This is a genomic window from uncultured Cyclobacterium sp., from assembly GCF_963977555.1.
Taxonomy (GTDB): Bacteria; Bacteroidota; Bacteroidia; order Cytophagales; family Cyclobacteriaceae; genus Cyclobacterium.
Window position 1 is genome coordinate 58,983 of record NZ_CAXBPD010000010.1, and the last position, 19,278, is coordinate 78,260.

Genomic DNA, 19,278 nt, shown 5'->3' on the forward strand with positions numbered 1-19,278 from the left:
GGGAAAAATGGGTCAAAAATTTAATCATGAATCCAGGTTTAAAGTATTAAAAAAAATTCAAAGAAATTAATAAAAATTATATTCCCTTAAAAAATTGATTTGATATTTCGGTTTTTAATGCAATTTTTGACCAAGTAAACTTTGTATCTATTAGCAGCCAAAAATGAACAAATACATAGATCTAATAAAGCAAACATTTGATTTTCCTACTAAAGAATTCAAAGTAGAGGACAATAAATTGCAATTCAACGGAATAAATTTATTGGACATTATCGAAGAATACGGTACCCCATTAAAATTAACTTACCTTCCAAAAATTTCTGAAAACATCCAGAATGCGAAAACCTACTTTGGCAACGCTATGGAAACCCACGATTATAAGGGAAATTATACTTACTGCTATTGCACAAAATCTTCCCATTTTAGTTTTGTTGTTGATGAAGCCCTTAAAAATGGTGCCCATATAGAAACCAGCAGCACTTTTGATATTCCACTTATCAAGAGCCTTTACGCAAAGGGGAAAATTGATAAAAATATATTCATCGTATGTAACGGCTTTAAAAGAGACCTTTACAAGCAATACATTTGCGAATTACTCAATGAAGGTTTTGTGAATTGCACGCCTATTCTAGATAATATTACTGAAATCGATTATTACCTGGAACACGTTAAGGTGCCTTTTAAAGTGGGTATCAGAATTGCTGCAGATGAAGAACCTAAATTTGGATTTTACACTTCCAGGTTGGGCGTAAGGTACAATGACATCATTAAACTTTACGAGGAGAAAATTAAAAGCAACCCCAATGTTAGCCTTAAGATGCTACATTTTTTCATCAATTCAGGCATTCGTGATACTGCCTATTATTGGTCAGAATTGACGCGTTTTATTCAAAAATATGTAGAGCTTAAGAAATTGGCGCCTGACTTGGACACGATGGATATCGGAGGCGGATGGCCTATTAAGACTAACGTATTTTTTGATTATGACTACCAATACATGGCAGACCAAATCATAAAAAATATTAAGTGGATGTGTGCCAAGAACAGTACCATTGAGCCGAATATATTTACAGAATTTGGAAGTTATACCGTAGGAGAAAGCGGTGCAGTATTGTATTCAATTCTAGATGAGAAATTACAAAACGATAAAGAGTTATGGTACATGATTGATGGCTCTTTTATTACCCAACTTCCAGATAGCTGGGGATTAAATCAGAAATACATCATGCTGGCAATCAACAATTGGGACAAGGAATATCATAATATTTCACTGGGTGGCTTGACATGTGACAGCATGGATTACTACAATTCGGAATCGCATCAATTCAACATCTATCTCCCTAAAAGAGAAAAAGACAATCAACAATACATTGGCTTTTTCCATACAGGTGCCTACCAGGAATCATTGGGAGGATATGGCGGAATTCAACATTGCCTAATACCCGCGCCAAAACATGTGATCATAGATAGAAAAAAGGATGGCACAATTCAACATCGACTGTTTGCTCCAGAACAAGAAAGCAAAGACATGATGGATATCCTGGGCTACTAAAAGGCTCAATTTTAACACAACTATTAAACCAAGGATACTGTATTAAGTGTTCTTGGTTTTTTTTTGCTTATCCGTAAAATTAATCCAGCGAAAAACACCACGGGGCAGCCCTATTTAATTAGCTTAACCAAAATTTAAAATAACTAATTTTTTAGTCATTTATAACATAAAAATAAGCTATGAAAAATTTCTCATAGCTTAAGTCAATTAACAATAAACCCAAAATAACCAGTTGTATTAGCAGGATTTGAACCTGCGATAAAAACATCACCAATTCCCAAACTTGGGTAATACAATATCATTTCTTTCGATTTGATAACACAAATATAAGGATAATAATTATTTTACAAAAGTATATCTGAATTATTTATATTTTATTTTAACTATCGGGATAATCAAAAAAAATTAATTATTAAGTTGGAGACCTAACACTTAAAATTCTTACTACTATAAAGGTTTTAAAAAAGTAAGAAGTGAGTTTTTAAACTAAAGCATATTTCCATCAAAATTCATACCCTCAAAAATTAAAAATTTGAAACAAAAATCCTTAAAATACCTCAAATGAGAAAATTCTCAAAATAGGTCTATAGGAGTGTATAAGGCTTGAATTTGTAATGGTTTATCAATCCAATTTATCAGAGGTGAAAGCGATTTATACCATCACTACTCATCGGAATTAAAGGAAATTTTCCAAATATTCCCACCTTGCTGTTTTCCCCCATATTCAACCAAGTAAAGAAAACCCCCTACCAATATAGCGTCCACAGGTTGATTAAAGCCTTTAGCCACTCGGTAGGTATTCAATTGAAAATTCTCTTCCTTCGGTAGGTACTTTAAATCAAGAAGGAGCAAATCTTCACCATTCTCGGTTAAAGCCTGCAACAAAGCGGATTTTTGTCCATTGGTATACCTTGCAACAAGCGCCTTGCCTTTGAATCTACCGGGCAAAGATTGTTCATCGTCTATTACAAGTCCAAGCGGTGAAGAATGTGGTGTAAATGTTCGCATTCCAACTCCCAATTCAGATGCATCTTTTACTTCGCCAGTGATTTCATCCCTAAATTTATCTGAATCAGGGCCATAATTTAGGATGCTTTTTCCAAAGTTGACACCTTGAGGTTTTTTTGGAAAGGTAGGGTCATTGTAAAAGTCATCAGGCCAGGCTGCAGCGGCGGCATTTAAAAAAGCATCTTTGTCTGGATCAGGGGTCCAATCTGAAAATTGTTGTGGGGATGCCAAACCTCCCATCACCCAGGGATAGCCATAGTGATAGCCCTCTCTTACCCAAAACATGTCTTCGTTCTGATCATAATCTCCGGAATTGACTACAGCTAATAGCCTTCCGTCCTTATCTAATGCAACATCGTAGGCATTTCTAAGCCCTTCTGCAAACAGGTAACCCCTTTCTTTTAGAAGCTCAAGATTGTCTGGTAAGAATAAATCAACAGCATCAATTGGTATCCGGAAAACCTTGGACGTCAAGGCCACGTCCCTGGAGTTGGGGTATGCTCCCAGGTTATCTTGAATTTCCCCGTGATCTGTACGACTCCCACTTACAACGTATATACTTTGTTCATCATTACTCACCTGCAAGGCTGACCAGCCATGATCAAAAGGGGTATTTGTAGTACCGTATTCTTCCGTTGTAAAGACTACTTCCGATTTTGCTTTCCCCGAATTCTCCCAACTCAGTCTAACCATTCTACCTTTAGTGCCCTTATTATTATTCACCCTAACGTTACCACAAAGAAACAACTTACCTCCATGCATGGTAGCTCCTTGCAATCTAGTGATTCCATGGTCCGAAACTTCTAGCATTCTCTCAATTTGGTGGGGGTTATCTAGAGGCAATCTATAGACTTCCCCTTCTATAGTCGCGTACCAAAGGTAATTTTCAGGACCTTCCCAGATTCTGACTACCCTGGGAACCACTTTGGTAAAAAGTTCAATTTTAAGATCAGGAACCAAAGATTCCGGTGCTTTTTGTTCTAAGTCAACATTTGAAATTTCACTTAGATTTTTAATAAATGTGACTAAATACCAACGTTCGTCCTCGGATAGTAACTCTTGAAAAGAAGGCATTACTACCTTCCCTTGAGTTATTTTATAAAACAATTCTCCATCCGTCTGTTTCTGAACTTCTTCAGAAAGCAAATCTGCTGGTTGACTACCCATGGCCTGGCCTGCCGCTCCATCGCCCCTCCCTCTTACACCATGACAAGTAGAACAATAAACCTGAAAAAGTGCTTTCCCTTTGGAAAACATTTCATCATCATTTACAGGGTTTTGTAGCGTTTTAATACTATCAGGAACATGCCAATCGTTATCAGAGATAGTATTGTTTTTATCTCCTTTTTTACAGGAAATGGTAAATATCATTAAACAAAGTAAACTTAAAAGACATTTGTTGTTCATGTTCTTACACCTATAATTAAATCTTCCTCTTAATTTAAAAAAATTGTGATTAGATAATACTATAGCCAGTATATTTTTCTTCGAATGTATAGAAATGTCGTAAATTTATAATTGATCGAATACCGCTAATAATTAATTGTGCAAATTATATTTATCTGGGATATGGATAATCTCATTTTGTTACCTAAAATATTTATCTTAGGTTCTTAATAATTTGCCAGATTAAGACTTAAATGCATTATGAAAAAGCAGTTACTGTTCATTATTTTATTGATTGGATTAATTAGTCCTTCATTGGCTCAAAATGGGACAAATCAATTTAACGTAGGTTTCGATGCTGGTGGGGTATTAAATGAATATTATAAAACCCAATTTCCCGCAGGTTTTGGCATTTCTTTAAAAGGATTGATTGCCATGCCTTTGGATGCTCAGCTTACTTTTTCAGGCAGTTACCTTTACTTCCCATTAAATTCCAATTACATTCTACCTGATGGTGAAAACATTAGTCTCCATCAAATACCTGTTTTCATTGGTTACAGGGTTTATAGACAGTCATTTTTTTTTGAACCTCAACTGGGTGGTGCCTTATTGATTAATAATAATAAAAATATAACAGGCACTCAGTCTACCAAAAATACCCAATTCGCTTTTGCAGCAGAAATAGGTTATGTATACAATCAATTGGAATTTAGCCTTCGATACCAACAAGCAGGAGGCTCGCCCTACCAAATCGCATTTCTTGGCGCCAGAGTGGCCTATGCAATTGTTGGGGATAAACACTAGGCAAAAAAATAATACCATTCAATAAGACCCGGAAGCAAAATTGTAAACTTATGGCCCTGAAAAATATAACTGAGTAAATAAGGACGCAATATTAGCCACAGAATTTACCTCTATTTCATAAAAAAAGCCTCTAATATGCTGTACTAGAGGCTTTTTTTTGAAAGTAAGTGTTCGCTTAGGTAGTGTAAACCGAATTAAACATCACATAATCTGTTGTGAGGTCAGAGCCCCATCCAGTGGCTTCTTGTTTGCCAGTATTTAGCTCAAGGTGCACTTTAATATGAGATTCCCTAAGCAGTTTTTTCATGTAATTTTTATCAAATTTTGTAGGAGACCCTTTTAAGAGCACCTGTACTTGATTGTCCGCATCACCTAAATATAGGTTGGCTTTTTTATAATTAAAACTAATCCCAGCGTTGCCGCAGGCAGCAATTATTCTACCCCAATTGGGATCTCGTCCAAACATAGCCGTTTTCACCAAAGTAGAATCCGAAATTGCTCTAATCAACTTCATGGCTACATTCTCAGAAATGGCTTTCGACACTCTATATTCAATGAATTTAGATGCACCTTCGCCATCAGATACAATAAGTTTGGCCAGGTGTATTAGTAATTCAGCAAGTTTTTCCTTGAATATTACATAAAGTGGATCGTCTTCTTGGGTGATTTTTTTATTCCCCGCCATCCCATTGGCCAGAATTGCGACCATGTCATTGGTGGAAGTATCACCATCAACCGTAATCATATTGAAAGACCTTTCTACACAATATTTTAAAGTCTTTTGTAGTAATTTTTCGTCAATGTCAATGTCTGTGGCTAAAAAGGAAAGCATGGTTGCCATATTGGGATGAATCATACCTGATCCCTTTGCAACGCCACCTATGGATATGGTTTTTCCTTCCCACTCAAAATCCACAAATCCTTCCTTTGCGAAGGTGTCTGTAGTCAAAATGGCATTGGCCAGGAATGAACCGGCCTTGGCATCATTGGATAACTTAGGTACTGTTTCTTTAATACCCGCTACCACATCTTCTGTAGGAAAAACTTCACCTATCAAACCCGTTGATGCAACAATTACATCTTCAGGAGAGATTTTTAGGGCTGCCGCAACCGTATCTGCCATTGCTTCAGCACCTCTTCTACCCTGCTCACCAGTACATGCATTAGCATTCCCTGCATTGCATACTATGACTTGGGCTCTATTATTGGAAAGGTTTCTTTTGGTCACCTTGATGGGTTCGGCCTGAACTTTATTCTGTGTAAGCGTGGCAGCTGCTGCTGCTGGAACTTCCGAGAAAATGATGGCCAGGTCCCTTTTCATGGATTTAACACCTGAATGAGCACCCCAACATTTAATTCCTTTTACACTAGTAATATTCTTAATCATTACATTTATTAATTTATGGTTGCATTGGAACCTGTCGAAGGCCAATGGATTCGTTCAATCCCAACATAATATTCATATTATGAACAGCTTGACCTGCTGCACCTTTCACCAAATTATCAATGGCAGTAATCACAATAACTCTTTTGGTCCTTTCATCCCAAAATGGATAAACGTCCGCATAGTTACTACCTCTAACCTCTTTAATAGAAGGGGCTTGATTCCTCACTCTCACAAAGGGTTTATTTTTATAAAAATCCTTGTAAAGCGAAGTTAGCCTATCCTGATCCATTTCTTTATCTAAGGTCAAGTAAGAGGTTGCCAAGATGCCTCTATCCACAGGTAAAAGATGGGGAGTAAACTGTAAAATAACCGAATTTTTCATTAAAAACGAAAGCTGTTCCTGAATTTCCACGGTATGTCTGTGGTTACCAAGACCGTAAGCTTTAAAATTATCATTTACATTAGAAAAATGAGTGGTATTGCTAGCTTTTACACCTGCACCAGTGGTACCAGATTTTGCATCTATAATGGCCCCTCCTGCAGTAGCTATTCCTGCGGCAAATAATGGGGCCAGACTTAGTATAGAAGCTGTAGGATAACAACCGGGATTCGCCACTAGGGTAGCAGTACTTATCTCATCGAAGAACAGCTCAGGCATACCATATACCGCTTTTTCAAAGCCATCAGGAAAAGTATGCTCTTTCTTATACCAGTCCTCATAAACTTCCGGACTAGATAACCTAAAATCCCCTGATAGATCTATAATCTTGACGCCAGCATCTGCCCAACGCTTTACAAATTCCATGGACACACCATGAGGAAGGGCCAAAAATACCACATCTACATTCTCTACGTTCACATCGTCAGCTCCAATCAATTCAAAATCAATTATTCCTGAAAATTGACCATGCAATTCTGAAAACCGCTTGCCTTTATGGCTTTCTGAAGTTATACTAACTATATCTACTTCTGGATGGTTAATCAGAATTCTTGCTAGTTCAGAACCTGTATAACCTGATGCCCCTACGATACTGACTTTATATTTATGATTTCTCATTCTGCTCAATTGATTCTATTATTGACTTCAACTTGTTTAAGGCTAATGCTACATCTTCCTCCGGAATATTGAGGGGTGGCACGAGACGGATTACTGATTCTGCAGTTCCATTTGCGATTACTCCGTCATCTAATAATGCCTTTACAATTGGCGGTGCAGGTCTATCTAACTGTATGCCAATCATCATTCCCAAACCTCGAACTTCTTTGATCATCGGGTGGTCTTTAGACCATGAGCTAACAGTATTCATGATGTAATTTCCCATAGTAAGCGCTCTTTCTTCCAAACCTTCCTCCAAGATTGTTGTAAGCGTAGCCAACGCAGCAGCAGAAGCTAAAGGATTACCACCAAAAGTGGTCCCATGATCTCCAAAGTCAATGGCATTTCCTACTTTTTCATTGCATAAAAAAGCACCTATAGGCATACCTCCACCTAGTCCTTTTGCCAAGGTCATTATGTCTGGTTGTATATCGTAGTGCTCTTTGGCAAAAAGTTGTCCTGTTCGCCCAATACCACATTGAATTTCGTCGAAAATAAGCAGCACATTATTTTCATCACATAATGCCCTTACCTCCTGCAAATATTTCTTGTCCGCTGGAATCACTCCACCCTCTCCTTGAACAGGTTCAAGGATTACTGCGGCTACATCATCGTTAATTGCTGCTTTAAGCGCATTGATATCATTGAAAGCAACTTGGGAGAAACCTGAAGGTATTGGGGCAAAACCCTTTTGGTACTTTTTCTGACCGGTAGCTATCGTTGCAAGGGTACGTCCGTGAAAAGAATTTTCCATGGAAATAATTCCTCCACCGCGGTTGTTTTTACTGGCATATTTTCTGGCTATTTTAATTGCTCCTTCTACCGATTCAGCACCACTATTCGTTAAAAAAACATGATCCAATTTTGAAAGATCAACCAACAATTTGCTAAGTGCTACTTGAGGAGGACTGACAAAAAAATTAGAAATATGGATTAACTCGGCAGCTTGCTCTTGAATCGCACTCACCACCTTAGGATGGCAATGCCCTAAGTTGTTAACCGCAATTCCTGCTAGCATATCAATGTATTCCTTTCCATCAGCATCCCATAGCCGGCTTCCTTTGCCTTTTATAAATGCTAGGGGAAAGCGCTTGAAGGTAGGTAAATAATTTTTTTTGTCTTCTTCGTACAAATACTCGTTCGAAATATGCATGCTTAAAGTTTAATTGTTGTACCTATTGAAATTTTGTGGATGATATAATCAGTGATTTGTTCTGGACGAGTTCCATTAAGGATTACGGCTTTTTTAACACCTGACTGAACTGCTGCAACGCAGGATTCAATTTTAGGAATCATTCCTCCTGAAATAACATCTCCATAATACTTAGGAATAGTAGCTGTATCTATCTCCCTTATTATAGATGCTGGGTTGGGATATTCCTTATAAAGTCCGTCTACATCGGTAAGAACGATATAAGCGTCAGCTTTGATTGCGGCAGCTATCTTGCCCGCAAAAACATCCCCATTGATGTTGTAGTCGTTTCCCTCTTTATCTGAAGCGATACAAGTAATTACTGGAGAAAACTTATTTTCTAGCAATGAATCTATTAAAAGTGGATCAACAGAGACTACATCTCCTACCTGGCCCAAGTCAACCCTTACCTGTTCTCCGTTTTCATTTAGGCCAGTATGCCATCTTTTCTGAGCAATAGCTAATTTACCATCTTTACCTGAAAGCCCAACTGCTTTAAGCCCTTGTTTATTTAATAAATTAACCAAAGAGCTGTTTACTTCTCCCTTTAAGGTCTTTTCAATGCAGGACATGGCCTCTATACTGGTGTGTCTATGTCCATCAAAAAATTCCGATTCTATACCTGCATCTGCCAAAGACTTGTTGATAAAAGGCCCTCCACCATGCACCATTACTACCTGTATACCATGTTCTTGCAACATTTTCAACTTCTGAGCAATACCCACTTTAAGCGCCTCACTGATCATTGCATTCCCACCATATTTGATGAGAATTTTACGATATTCCATTGTATATATATTTTGTCAATATTAGATTTAGTAAAACATTGCAAAATAAAAAAGCAATAATTATACCAAGCAAAGAAATTTATATCGTAAAAACCTTTAAATCTGAATTCGTTCAAATATTACTATGTAATATTGAAATAATGAAAGCAACCTTTCCCTTTTTGACAATCTGTCATGGAAACGTCAAATTCAGTGCTCAATGAATCTTATAAGATTATCGAAGTTTGGTCAATTTAAAAATATAATTAAATTTTAATTTCGAAGTATTGATTAAAATCAAAAAGCTACACTTAAATAAAAATAATTGGAGAAAAACACCGCCTATTATTGGGTCATAAATTCCCCAGAGAGCAGGACCTTATTGCCTGAAATGCTAGAAATAAATCTTCCGCCTCTATTGCTTAACTGGTTTGATATCATTCTTCTTTTCTTGAGTTTTTCAGACCAGAAAGGAACTAGAATGGCATGGGAAGAGCCTGTAGCAAAATCTTCCAATTGACCAACATGTGGCACCAGTGTTCTACTAACAAAATCAACTTCTTCCCCGGGTGCTGTAATGGCGTATCCAAATATTTCCGAGTCCCTCAAACGTTTAAAATCAGGCTTCATGTTCTTTACTGAAGACTCAGAATCTGTTAATATTAAGTGTTTGTTAGCCGTTTCGTAAATGGCCAAAACAGGAATTCCTAGTCCTTCTTTCAATGGCAATGGACAATAAGTAATAAGTTTTAATAAGGGAATAGCTTCAAGACGCATAGAAAAAGTATCCTCTGAAACCGCAACATTAATTTCTCCTCCTTGGTAATGGAGGGTTATTTCAGGTTTATCCAGATATTTGGAGAGGAAAATCCCTGCTGCTGCAGCGCCATGTCCACACAGTTCAATTTTTTCATCAGGGGCAAACCAGCTGACGTTGCAATTTTCATTATTGTCTATGAAAACAAAAGAGGTTGCCGGCAAATCTAGTGCTGCTGCTTGCTGCTGCATCTCCTGATCTTCCAACCTCTTTCTTGTCAGCACCACTGCTGCGGGATTCCCGGTGAACCCCAATTCTCTGGCTGTAAATACTGAAATAATAACTGGTTTCATGGGCTGAATGATGGCTATTAATTGGCTCTCCAAAAGTAAGGCGTAAATAAAATCAATATGGTAAAGAGTTCTAATCTACCTAACAACATTAAAAAACTTAGAAATAGTTTAGCAAAAGGCGAAAAGAAGGCAAAATTATCAACAGGTCCTACCCTGCCAATGCCAGGTCCAACATTACCCATAGAAGTAGCTACTGCTCCGAAAGAGGTAATTAGGTCATACCCTGCAATGGACATTACAATTGAACCTAAAACGAAAATCATAAGGTAAATCAACAAGAAGTTCATAATATGGGTGATAACCTTTCCTGTAACGCGTTCACCATTAATTTTCAAAGGAATCACTGCCCTTGGGTGCACAATACGTTTAAATTCCAAGGTTGAGTTTTTCACAAAAGTAAGGTGCCGGATAAATTTAATCCCTCCACTGGTAGATCCTGCGCAGGCCCCCATAAATAAAATCATAAAGAAAATAATGGTTAAACCATTGCTATAAACGGTATAATCAGCACTTACATAGCCAGTAGTAGTAACCAATGAAACGACTTGAAAAAGCACATCCCGAAAAGATTTTTCGAAGCTATCATCCATCAAAAAGTAAACGGCGGAAAAAATCCCAATTACCAAAAGACCAACACTAATAAAATAAGCCCTGAATTCATCACTTGCCCAAACTCTTTTGAAATGCCCTTTAAATGCGAAATATATTAAAGTGAAGTTTGTTCCCGCTAGAAACATGAAGAATACCGCAGTGTACTGAATCGTTGGGCTATCAAAATAAGCCATACTATTGTTTTTAGTAGAAAACCCACCAGTAGACATGGTGGTAAGGGCATGGTTCATTGCATCAAAGAAGGACATGCCCTCCAAATAATAGATACCAACTAAAAGCAGTGTAAGGCCAAAATAAATAAACCAAAGTCTCTTGGCTGTTTCTCTGATTCTGGGATGTACCTTGTCAGAAGTAGGCCCAGGTGATTCAGCAACGAATAATTCAATCCCACCAATCCCTAGTAAAGGAAATATTGCAACTGTCAATACGATAATACCCAAACCTCCTATCCATTGGGTCATACTTCTCCATAGTAATATCCCTTCGGGGAGTACTTCTATATCTGTCAGAATAGAAGCCCCAGTAGTTGTAAATCCTGAAACAGTCTCAAAAATTGCGTCGGAGTAATGTGGAATGGTACCACTCAAAAGGTAAGGCATCATGCCAAAAACAGACATAATTATCCAACTTAATGCAACAATCATGTAGCCTTCCCTTTTGCGTATATTTTGATCCTGATTTGCAAATGAGAAGAAAAAGGTACCTCCAATAGTCAAGCAAACCAACGCCGAACCAATCAAGGTGATCTGATCTCCGCTTTGATAGTAATAGGAAAATGCGATGCTTGGAAACATTAAAATGCCAAGGAGCATCATCAATCCTCCCATGACTTTTAAAATTGCCTTATAATGGATCATGATTAATTAAATAGTTTTTCCAATACAGGTTTCGCTTCAGGGAGGGCAAGGACAATAGCTTTGTCATGCAGTTGCAATTGAAATTCACCATCGGGAATAAAAACCTCTTCTCCCCTAATGACCCCTGCTACAATGGCAGTATCTGGAAAATGCAGTGCTTTTAAATTCTTTTTGGTTAATTTATTGTTTTTTGAAACACCATATTGGACAAATTCTGCCTCTACACCCTGAATACCAGAAACGGCCTCCACCTGTCCCTTTTTCAAGTACCTGCTGACATGATTTGCTGCCACTAGCTTCTTGTTTATCAAGGAATCTACTCCGATGCTATGAGAAATATGTATGTATTCCCTGGTATCTACATGAGCAATGGTTTTATACACGCCGTGATTTTTAGCACTAAGGCTAGTAATGATATTGGTTTCAGAGCTATCAGTTAGTGCTAAAAATCCATCAGTTGTTTCAAGTCCCTCTTCTATGAGAAGGTTAATGTTTTTGTAATCACCGTGAATTATTAGGGCGGAATCCAACCTTTCTGCAAGCCATTTACACCGCTCCTTTTCATTATGGATCAAGGTAACCCCATAATCATTTTCTAATTCTCTGGCAGTGGAATACGCTAAATCATCCCCACCAATTATCATCACATTGTGAATTTCCTTCTCTTTGTGATGGACAAGGTCTTTTACTGTATTGACTGATTTATTATTGGAAATAAAAAATACATGGTCATTGTTTCGTATAAATGTATCGCCCCTTGGAATGATTGTTCTCTGGTCCCGGACAATTGCAATGATCCTAATTTCCTTAAAAATAGGATCTGTACGTGTATCGGAAAGCTTTCTGTTGATAAGTGGAGAATAACGGTCCAGCGTTATGCCTACTACACTCAATCTGCCACCTTCAAATTCTATAACATCAGAGAAGCTAGAGCGTTTCATTAGCCTGGAAATTTCCTTGCTGCATAGCATGGAAGGAGAAATGATAGAATCTATACCGAGATTTTCAAAATAAATCTTGTTCTCTTCGTATAAATAATCATGGTTTCTTACCCTGGCAATCACTTTTTTCGCCCCTAGTTGTTTGGCTAGTACGGCTGTGCAGATATTGGTTTTCTCGGAAGTAGTTACCGCCAACATGAGCTCAGCATTGTGAATGTTGGCCTTTTTTAATATCTCAATTGATGCTGAATCTCCCTCTATGGTCAATACATCCAGCCTGGATCCAATATTGTCCAGAACATCCTTGTCTAAATCAATTAAGATAATATTCTTACTTTCGTAATAAAGCTGTTCAGCCAAGTGATAACCCATATCACCTGCACCAGCGATCACGATATTAACTGCCATAGACTCGTTTTAAATTATTAAAGGGTAATATTAATCAAAAAAGGGCCAAGACCAATACTTATTAACTAATTTCCAATTATTTTCAACTTCTACCAAATAAAAATTGGAAAGCATCAATCGTATTTCTCAAATACCAAAGCCGTTCTATTGGTCATATAGATACTCAGTTGCTGCTTTTGATCTGTAAAATAGGCCATACTATTGTCTATTCTGCCAAATCCTCCAAATTGCTTGTCATCTGAATTAAGCACTAGGCGATATTGCCCCATTGAAGGTGCTTTAAATTTATAATCAGCAATGGCCGTCTGAGGATTGAAGGAAAAAGCAAACATCAAGGCACCTCTTGTAAAAATGATGACCTTGTTTTCTGGATCAGCATGAACTTGATCTGCAAAAGGGGCATTCAATATATGGTGTTTCTTTATTACAGCAAGCATAGACTTATCCCAACTGATCAGGTACTGGTACTTTAGCTTTTTATCTTCGGCAAGACTCCACTGTCTTCGGGCATATTGAAAACTCCAATTATTACCTTCCCTAGGAAAATCTACCCACTCTGGATGGCCAAATTCATTTCCCATAAAATTAAGATAGCCCTCGCCTCCCAAACCTATGGTAAAAAGTCTAAGTAGCTTATGAATCGCCAAACCTCGGTCGATAATGATGTTTTCATCCCCCACCTGCATGTGAAAGTACATTTCCTTGTCCATTAGCCAAAATGCAATGGATTTATCTCCTACCAATGCCTGATCGTGTGATTCTGCATAGGCTATCGTTTTCTCTTTGTACCTTCGGTCGCTTAATTCTTTCCAGAATTCTAGAATATCCCATTCCTCATCCTTTTTCTCCTTGAGCATTTTAATATAAAAATCTGGAACCCCCATGGCCAGTCTATAATCAAACCCTACCCCTCCTTCAGCTGGCAATCTACACAACCCTGGCATTCCACTAACATCTTCTGCAATAGAAATGGCAGATGGCTTTACTTCTTTGATAAGTGCATTGGCCAATTGCAAATAGGTAATGGCATCCCAGTCCACATCTTTTTCAAAATATTTTTCGAAATGGTCAAAAGTAGTCAATCCATGGTGGAAATAAAGCATAGAGGTAACCCCATCAAACCTAAATCCATCAAAATGGAATTCCTCCAACCAGTATTTTAAATTCGAAAGTAAAAATCGCTTCACCTCCCATTTCCCATAATCAAATAACTTTGAGTCCCATACCTCATGATATCCTCTAGGCCCTTCATGAAAATACTGGTGTTCAGATCCATCAAAACCATTTAGACCTTCAGCAACATTTTGGACCGCATGAGAGTGAACCACATCCATAATCACTGCAAGCCCAAGGCCATGTGCCTTACTCACCAAATATTTCAAATCCTCTGGTGTACCAAACCGACTTGAGGGACAGAAAAAACTGGAAACATGGTACCCGAAAGAGCCATAATAAGGATGCTCCATTACTGCCATTAATTGTATGGCATTATAACCTAAATTCTTAATTTTAGGCAAAATTTCATCTGCAAAAGCACGATAAGTACCTACAGCTTCCACCTCAAGCCCCATACCTACATGGCATTCGTATATTAATAATCCATCTTTTGAATAGTCTGCCGTAAAACTTTGATCTTCCCAATTGAAAGGTTTTTCTGGAGACCATATTTGACCTGCAAAGTCTTTACTTTCTTCATCCTGAACCACTCTTCTTATGTAGGCAGGTATTCTATCTTGTTTACTATTTTTTCCTACTACATGTACTTTTACCAGACTTTTGTGTACAAGTCTGTCCTTATATGCTGCATAAGGTAAAACAATTTCCCATACACCCCATTCATCTACTTGTAATGGGTGACTGCCTCGATCCCAGTGGTTAAAGTCTCCAATTAGAAAAAGAGCGTTGGCCTCAGGAGCCCATTCTCTATAAACCCAAACTTGTTTTTTCTTATCAAAATTAATCCCAAAATAATCATGCCCTGAGGCAAAACTGCTAAGCCCTTCACCTTCCTTTGTAAGGGCTTCAAATGCCAATTGAAACCTAACCCATCTCTGGTAAATTTCTTCTTTGTAATCCTCTAACCATGGGTCCTCCTGAACAATTTTCAATTTCATATAGCTGTCTGCAAAAGTGATTGTATTAATATTTAAAAACTGTTTTTATTCTGTTACGGGTAAGCCATTTTCTTTCCATAGATCATAACCTCCTTCTAAATTGTACACATGCTTAAATCCCTTCGACACTAATAATTCAGCGGCCTTACCGCTTCTACCTCCCACTTTACAATACACGAGTATTGTCTGGCTTCTGTCCAAACCTGAAATTTTTTCAGCGAATCCTTCCTCAAGAAAATCAATGTTTACAGCGCCTGATATCATTCCTTGATCAACTTCTTGTTTGGTCCGAACATCTAAAACCACTGCTTCCATTTTATTTGCTGCTGTTGAAAAAACCTGTGGGTTGAGTATCACTACACGGTCTGTATCTTCAGACAAAGCTTCATTTGAAGCACTACTTTCTGCTATAAAAGGATGTATGCGAGCATAGGTGCCTCCCTCAAATTGCACCTTATAATCCCCTTCAAACCTTTGATCGGCAACAAAATAATCTGTGCTAATCAATTGGGCTCCACTTGAAAATGCCATGTCTCTTCGCTTTATACTATTGGATCTGGCCTCCTTCGTTTCAGCATCTGCTCGTGTTCTAACTATATACCCTTTTTCCACCAAACTTTTAATCTGATCATGATTATTAATGGGGTCATTAATAATATGTATCGCTGATAGGGGATGCTCTTCGGGTACAGTTACAAACATAAGCCTATCCTTATCTTCATTTGATGTGGAAAGATATTCACTCACCTTAGGTTCTCCTTCATCCAAAATAAATATGAATTTACCTTTTGCCTGGGATAACTCAGGCCAGCCATATTGAGTAACGGCGGTTCGCAAGTCCTTAGACGCGCCCTTTAATTCTTTGGGGGTTATTAGTTTTTCAATTCCTAAAAATTCTTCAATTTCCTCATCCAGCATAGTAAAAACAGTGCGATCAAATGGCAGCGCTTCAGCAAAGCCACGACCGGGATAATTGGTATCTTTGGCGTTTAGACTAATAAATATTGGGAGGTGGTTGGGATGCATATTTGACCAGTTTTTCAAATCACTTAAATACGTGCTTAATAAGGCATGATGACTTAAAAAGTCAATGTCTTGTACATGAAACACTTTAAAACCTGGTTTATCAAAGCCTAAATCCCAATCCTGGGCAGCTATTGCCTCTTTCCCTAAAGGATTACTAAATCTTCCACCTTCAGGATCATGATAAACATCCAACTCCAACAATCGCAAGCCTGCGCCCAATTGATCCCAGAGTTCAGGATGACTGTAGTCCAGGCTTTGGGCCATTTCTGGACTTTCTTTTTTAATTTGATTCAAAAGCACTGCAGGTATTGCACGCTTATAACTGTTATGGGTGCCAATAAGTTGAATTTGATTGATTTTAAGTGGCTTAACCTTATCCTCCTGTTGTTTTGTATTATCGCAGCCGACAAATAATACCGAAAGCCAAATAATAAAACACCTCAAAAACATATGCCTATTTTTTTTAATTAAATATATCAAATCTTTATTAGAAATTAGTCTCGGGTAGAAAACTCTGCCCACAATGGAAGATGGTCAGAAATTCGCCAAGACATTTGAAAAGGACTCAAGCCAGCATTCTTCATGATATGGGGTCCAAAGTCAAAAACACCACCATTAAGGTAACGAATAGAAAGTTGAGGAATTTTATACTGGTTTTCAAACCAGGCAATCTGAGAATAAAACTTTGTCTGATTGTCAATCAATGTTCTCCGAACATTCCACAAATTTTCAGGCACAGAAAGTCCAGTTGATACAAATGCCTCATACCTGGGATCTCCCATCCTGTCAATGTTAAAATCCCCTAACAGAATTAGACTTTGATCAAAAGATTTCATATTTGCCGCCCATTGCTGAAGCCATTGGGCAATGGCAGTCAGCTCTCCTTCTCTATCTGCTGCCTTTTTGCCATATAAAACATGTGCGCTTACTAAAATAAAAGTTTTATTTTCTACCCTAAAACCTACTGCATAAGGTGTTCTTGCAAATTGCCTTTCAAAAGCACCTTCTTTTATCTCATCCATCTTTTTGTTTGGCACTACAAGTTCGCATGCCAATCCAGATAATTTTACTTTACGTGTGTCGAATAAAAAGCCGATTCGTTCGTCATTTCCTTCATCTCCTCCTGAAACATCGGTTAAAATAAAGCTCCAATGGTTGCCCAATAATTTAAGCATGTGTCTGAAAGCTTTTAAATCTCCCTTGAGCTCCTGAACAGCAATAATATCAAACCGGGAAATAATCTGAGCAATGGCTAAAATAGAATGGAGGTCCCTCTTGGGCGAATCCGAACCATCTGCCTCCCATTTTTCGGTAAGCCCCCCAAACGCACGAATATTCCAGGTAGCTATCAAAATATTATGATCCAATTTTTTAAAAGGGAGCCCCTGATCCAATACTGTATTTAGAGTACCCATCTCTTCTGAAATATGCTTTGGAGGTAAGCCTAGAATTTTTGAAGATTCTTGATTCATATCAAATTGATAATGGAGATCTATTTTAAATAAAAATAAGGTTTTTTAAGCGCTATCAAAACAATAAATAACATTCATTCCTACAATTGCATAAAATAATAAAAAAGCCCTAAAGAGCCATAGGTCATTTTAAGCAAATTCTAGTTAGCAATTCGATTAATAACTGTTCTTAATAAAAAATTCTATCTTCCTAAAAACCAATAACCTAAATTAGTTAGACTACAATTTCCTATGTTCAATTCAATACTTAATGAATAGCCCACCTAATTGTTGCTATTAAAAGCCCGACTATACCACCTACTACTGCTCCATTGAGCCGAATGTATTGTAAATCATACCCCACCTTTTCTTTGATTTGCAGCATGATTCCTTTGTCATCCAATTTCCCCAAGCTACTTCTCACCATATCCCCTAATTCATGGTGGTATTTTGTCACAAGATGGGTTATCGTAGTTCTCATCCATACATCAATCTGCTGTCTACTCTTATCATCCTCCCGTAGTTCGTTTAGAAAACGGTACAACTGTCTTTTAATCAATTGCATAACTGGTGTTTCAGTTGTAGAAAACTGCAACTGCAACTTGTCTTTTAATTGAAGCAACACCTTTTGAATCAAGCCTTTGGTTTGATCATTTAAAATCCAGTTTCTTTTGAGGTTTTCTATATAAGCCAGGGTTCTTTCATCACCGGATTCAAGATTGCTCGCAAATTCCAAGACATAATTTTCGAGATTTTTACGAATAGGATGTTCCGGATTTTCCTTTATTTCTTCCAACAAAGTCAATACGAGGTCTAATATTCTATCGATCAATAAGTCTGGATCTATTCCGCCAGTCTTTTTACCTAACCACACCGCAGATTTCTTTACCCAATCCCTATTTGCATATAATTCGAGGGCATTTTTTAATTTACCTAAGACAATTGCCCTTGTTTCGGGTTCCTTGATGGAAGTTGAAAATTGATCCATGGCGATAGCTACGAACTCATGGTGTTTTCCTTCAGAAATTATGCCATGCAGCCATACTCCAAATGGCCTGGCAACATCTGAACTTTCCAGCTTGTCTTTTAGCATTTTTTGAACTAATACCACGAGATGGGGATGGTCTATTTCCCCAGAAATACGCCTAAATACACCAGCTATAAACCCTATTAATTTATCTACATTTTCTCCAGACTCCAAAGATTGTAGCAGTCCCTCTGAAATTTTAATATGCGTAAGTCTTTCCTCCAAGACTTCTGGAGACAACCACTTGGTGGTAACTAAATCAACAATAGCTTCAGTTAATTTTTCCCTGTTTTTTACGATTATATTTGTATGCTTCCTGACGTATGGAATAGGAATTTCATAAAACAAGGCGCTTACCGCAAACCAATCTGCCAATCCGCCTATTGTTGCCGCCTCGAATGCCGTGGCCAAAATGCGCCAAATAGCGGTATTTGAAATCTCGAAATAAATAATCATTTCCAGGAAGATAAATCCGGAAATAGCAATCAATAAGGAATTTCTTCCGATTTTACTCTTCAAAATCTTATATTTATCTGATTT

General features: G+C 37.7%; 14 protein-coding genes. 2 read left to right on the forward strand and 12 right to left on the reverse strand.

Going from position 1 to position 19,278, the window contains the following annotated elements; translation table 11 throughout:
• Positions 1–163 precede the first annotated feature (163 nt).
• Complete coding sequence (locus AAC073_RS13895) at positions 164–1,552, forward strand: arginine decarboxylase (RefSeq protein WP_339924384.1); 1,389 nt, start codon at positions 164–166, stop codon at positions 1,550–1,552.
• A 663-nt stretch (positions 1,553–2,215) separates the two neighbouring features.
• Here the strand turns inward: AAC073_RS13895 and AAC073_RS13900 are convergent.
• The gene (locus AAC073_RS13900; protein ID WP_339924385.1) at positions 2,216–3,931 is read right to left on the reverse strand and encodes a c-type cytochrome; all 1,716 of its coding nucleotides are present in this window, start codon (positions 3,929–3,931) and stop codon (positions 2,216–2,218) included.
• Positions 3,932–4,207: 276 nt separating this feature from the next.
• Here AAC073_RS13900 and AAC073_RS13905 point away from each other — a divergent pair, with 276 nt between their 5' ends.
• Entirely contained in the window at positions 4,208–4,750 is a 543-nt protein-coding gene (locus AAC073_RS13905) for a hypothetical protein (protein WP_339924386.1), read from the forward strand.
• A gap of 175 nt (positions 4,751–4,925) precedes the next feature.
• On the opposite strand, the gene argJ is transcribed toward AAC073_RS13905, so the two are convergent.
• The 11 genes from argJ to AAC073_RS13960 all read right to left on the reverse strand — a co-directional run bounded on the left by argJ (position 4,926) and on the right by AAC073_RS13960 (position 19,257).
• Positions 4,926–6,137: a bifunctional glutamate N-acetyltransferase/amino-acid acetyltransferase ArgJ gene (gene argJ / locus AAC073_RS13910; protein WP_339924387.1), complete on the reverse strand. Its 1,212-nt coding sequence runs from the start codon at positions 6,135–6,137 to the stop codon at positions 4,926–4,928.
• Between the two features lie 13 nt (positions 6,138–6,150).
• Positions 6,151–7,194 (reverse strand): N-acetyl-gamma-glutamyl-phosphate reductase, encoded by a 1,044-nt coding sequence (gene argC, locus AAC073_RS13915; RefSeq protein WP_339924388.1) that lies wholly within the window; start codon positions 7,192–7,194, stop codon positions 6,151–6,153.
• A complete protein-coding gene (locus AAC073_RS13920; RefSeq protein ID WP_339924389.1) occupies positions 7,181–8,386 on the reverse strand; it encodes an aspartate aminotransferase family protein in 1,206 nt (401 codons plus the stop codon). The genes argC and AAC073_RS13920 overlap by 14 nt, the downstream gene beginning before the upstream one ends.
• A gap of 2 nt (positions 8,387–8,388) precedes the next feature.
• A complete protein-coding gene (argB, locus tag AAC073_RS13925; protein WP_339924390.1) occupies positions 8,389–9,213 on the reverse strand; it encodes an acetylglutamate kinase in 825 nt (274 codons plus the stop codon).
• A gap of 324 nt (positions 9,214–9,537) precedes the next feature.
• Entirely contained in the window at positions 9,538–10,302 is a 765-nt protein-coding gene (locus AAC073_RS13930) for a PhzF family phenazine biosynthesis protein (protein ID WP_339924391.1), read from the reverse strand.
• 17 nt (positions 10,303–10,319) lie between these two features.
• Positions 10,320–11,771, reverse strand: coding sequence for a TrkH family potassium uptake protein (locus tag AAC073_RS13935; protein ID WP_339924392.1), 1,452 nt, complete (start codon positions 11,769–11,771; stop codon positions 10,320–10,322).
• Between the two features lie 2 nt (positions 11,772–11,773).
• Positions 11,774–13,120, reverse strand: coding sequence for a Trk system potassium transporter TrkA (gene trkA, locus AAC073_RS13940; protein ID WP_339924393.1), 1,347 nt, complete (start codon positions 13,118–13,120; stop codon positions 11,774–11,776).
• 113 nt (positions 13,121–13,233) lie between these two features.
• Entirely contained in the window at positions 13,234–15,234 is a 2,001-nt protein-coding gene (locus AAC073_RS13945) for an alpha-amylase family glycosyl hydrolase (protein WP_339924394.1), read from the reverse strand.
• A gap of 45 nt (positions 15,235–15,279) precedes the next feature.
• Positions 15,280–16,710, reverse strand: a complete 1,431-nt coding sequence (locus AAC073_RS13950) for a Ca2+-dependent phosphoinositide-specific phospholipase C (RefSeq protein ID WP_339924395.1) — start codon at positions 16,708–16,710, stop codon at positions 15,280–15,282.
• 44 nt (positions 16,711–16,754) lie between these two features.
• Positions 16,755–17,732: an endonuclease/exonuclease/phosphatase family protein gene (locus AAC073_RS13955; RefSeq protein ID WP_339924396.1), complete on the reverse strand. Its 978-nt coding sequence runs from the start codon at positions 17,730–17,732 to the stop codon at positions 16,755–16,757.
• A 247-nt stretch (positions 17,733–17,979) separates the two neighbouring features.
• Positions 17,980–19,257: a DUF445 domain-containing protein gene (locus tag AAC073_RS13960; RefSeq protein ID WP_339924397.1), complete on the reverse strand. Its 1,278-nt coding sequence runs from the start codon at positions 19,255–19,257 to the stop codon at positions 17,980–17,982.
• Positions 19,258–19,278: the final 21 nt, after the last annotated feature.

Coding starts and splice junctions, on each gene's coding strand:
- AAC073_RS13895 (WP_339924384.1), top strand. CDS start 164: ATGAACAAATACATAGATCTAATAAAGCAAACATTTGATTTTCCTACT.
- AAC073_RS13900 (WP_339924385.1), bottom strand. CDS start 3,931: ATGATATTTACCATTTCCTGTAAAAAAGGAGATAAAAACAATACTATC.
- AAC073_RS13905 (WP_339924386.1), top strand. CDS start 4,208: ATGAAAAAGCAGTTACTGTTCATTATTTTATTGATTGGATTAATTAGT.
- argJ (WP_339924387.1), bottom strand. CDS start 6,137: ATGATTAAGAATATTACTAGTGTAAAAGGAATTAAATGTTGGGGTGCT.
- argC (WP_339924388.1), bottom strand. CDS start 7,194: ATGAGAAATCATAAATATAAAGTCAGTATCGTAGGGGCATCAGGTTAT.
- AAC073_RS13920 (WP_339924389.1), bottom strand. CDS start 8,386: ATGCATATTTCGAACGAGTATTTGTACGAAGAAGACAAAAAAAATTAT.
- argB (WP_339924390.1), bottom strand. CDS start 9,213: ATGGAATATCGTAAAATTCTCATCAAATATGGTGGGAATGCAATGATC.
- AAC073_RS13930 (WP_339924391.1), bottom strand. CDS start 10,302: ATGAAACCAGTTATTATTTCAGTATTTACAGCCAGAGAATTGGGGTTC.
- AAC073_RS13935 (WP_339924392.1), bottom strand. CDS start 11,771: ATGATCCATTATAAGGCAATTTTAAAAGTCATGGGAGGATTGATGATG.
- trkA (WP_339924393.1), bottom strand. CDS start 13,120: ATGGCAGTTAATATCGTGATCGCTGGTGCAGGTGATATGGGTTATCAC.
- AAC073_RS13945 (WP_339924394.1), bottom strand. CDS start 15,234: ATGAAATTGAAAATTGTTCAGGAGGACCCATGGTTAGAGGATTACAAA.
- AAC073_RS13950 (WP_339924395.1), bottom strand. CDS start 16,710: ATGTTTTTGAGGTGTTTTATTATTTGGCTTTCGGTATTATTTGTCGGC.
- AAC073_RS13955 (WP_339924396.1), bottom strand. CDS start 17,732: ATGAATCAAGAATCTTCAAAAATTCTAGGCTTACCTCCAAAGCATATT.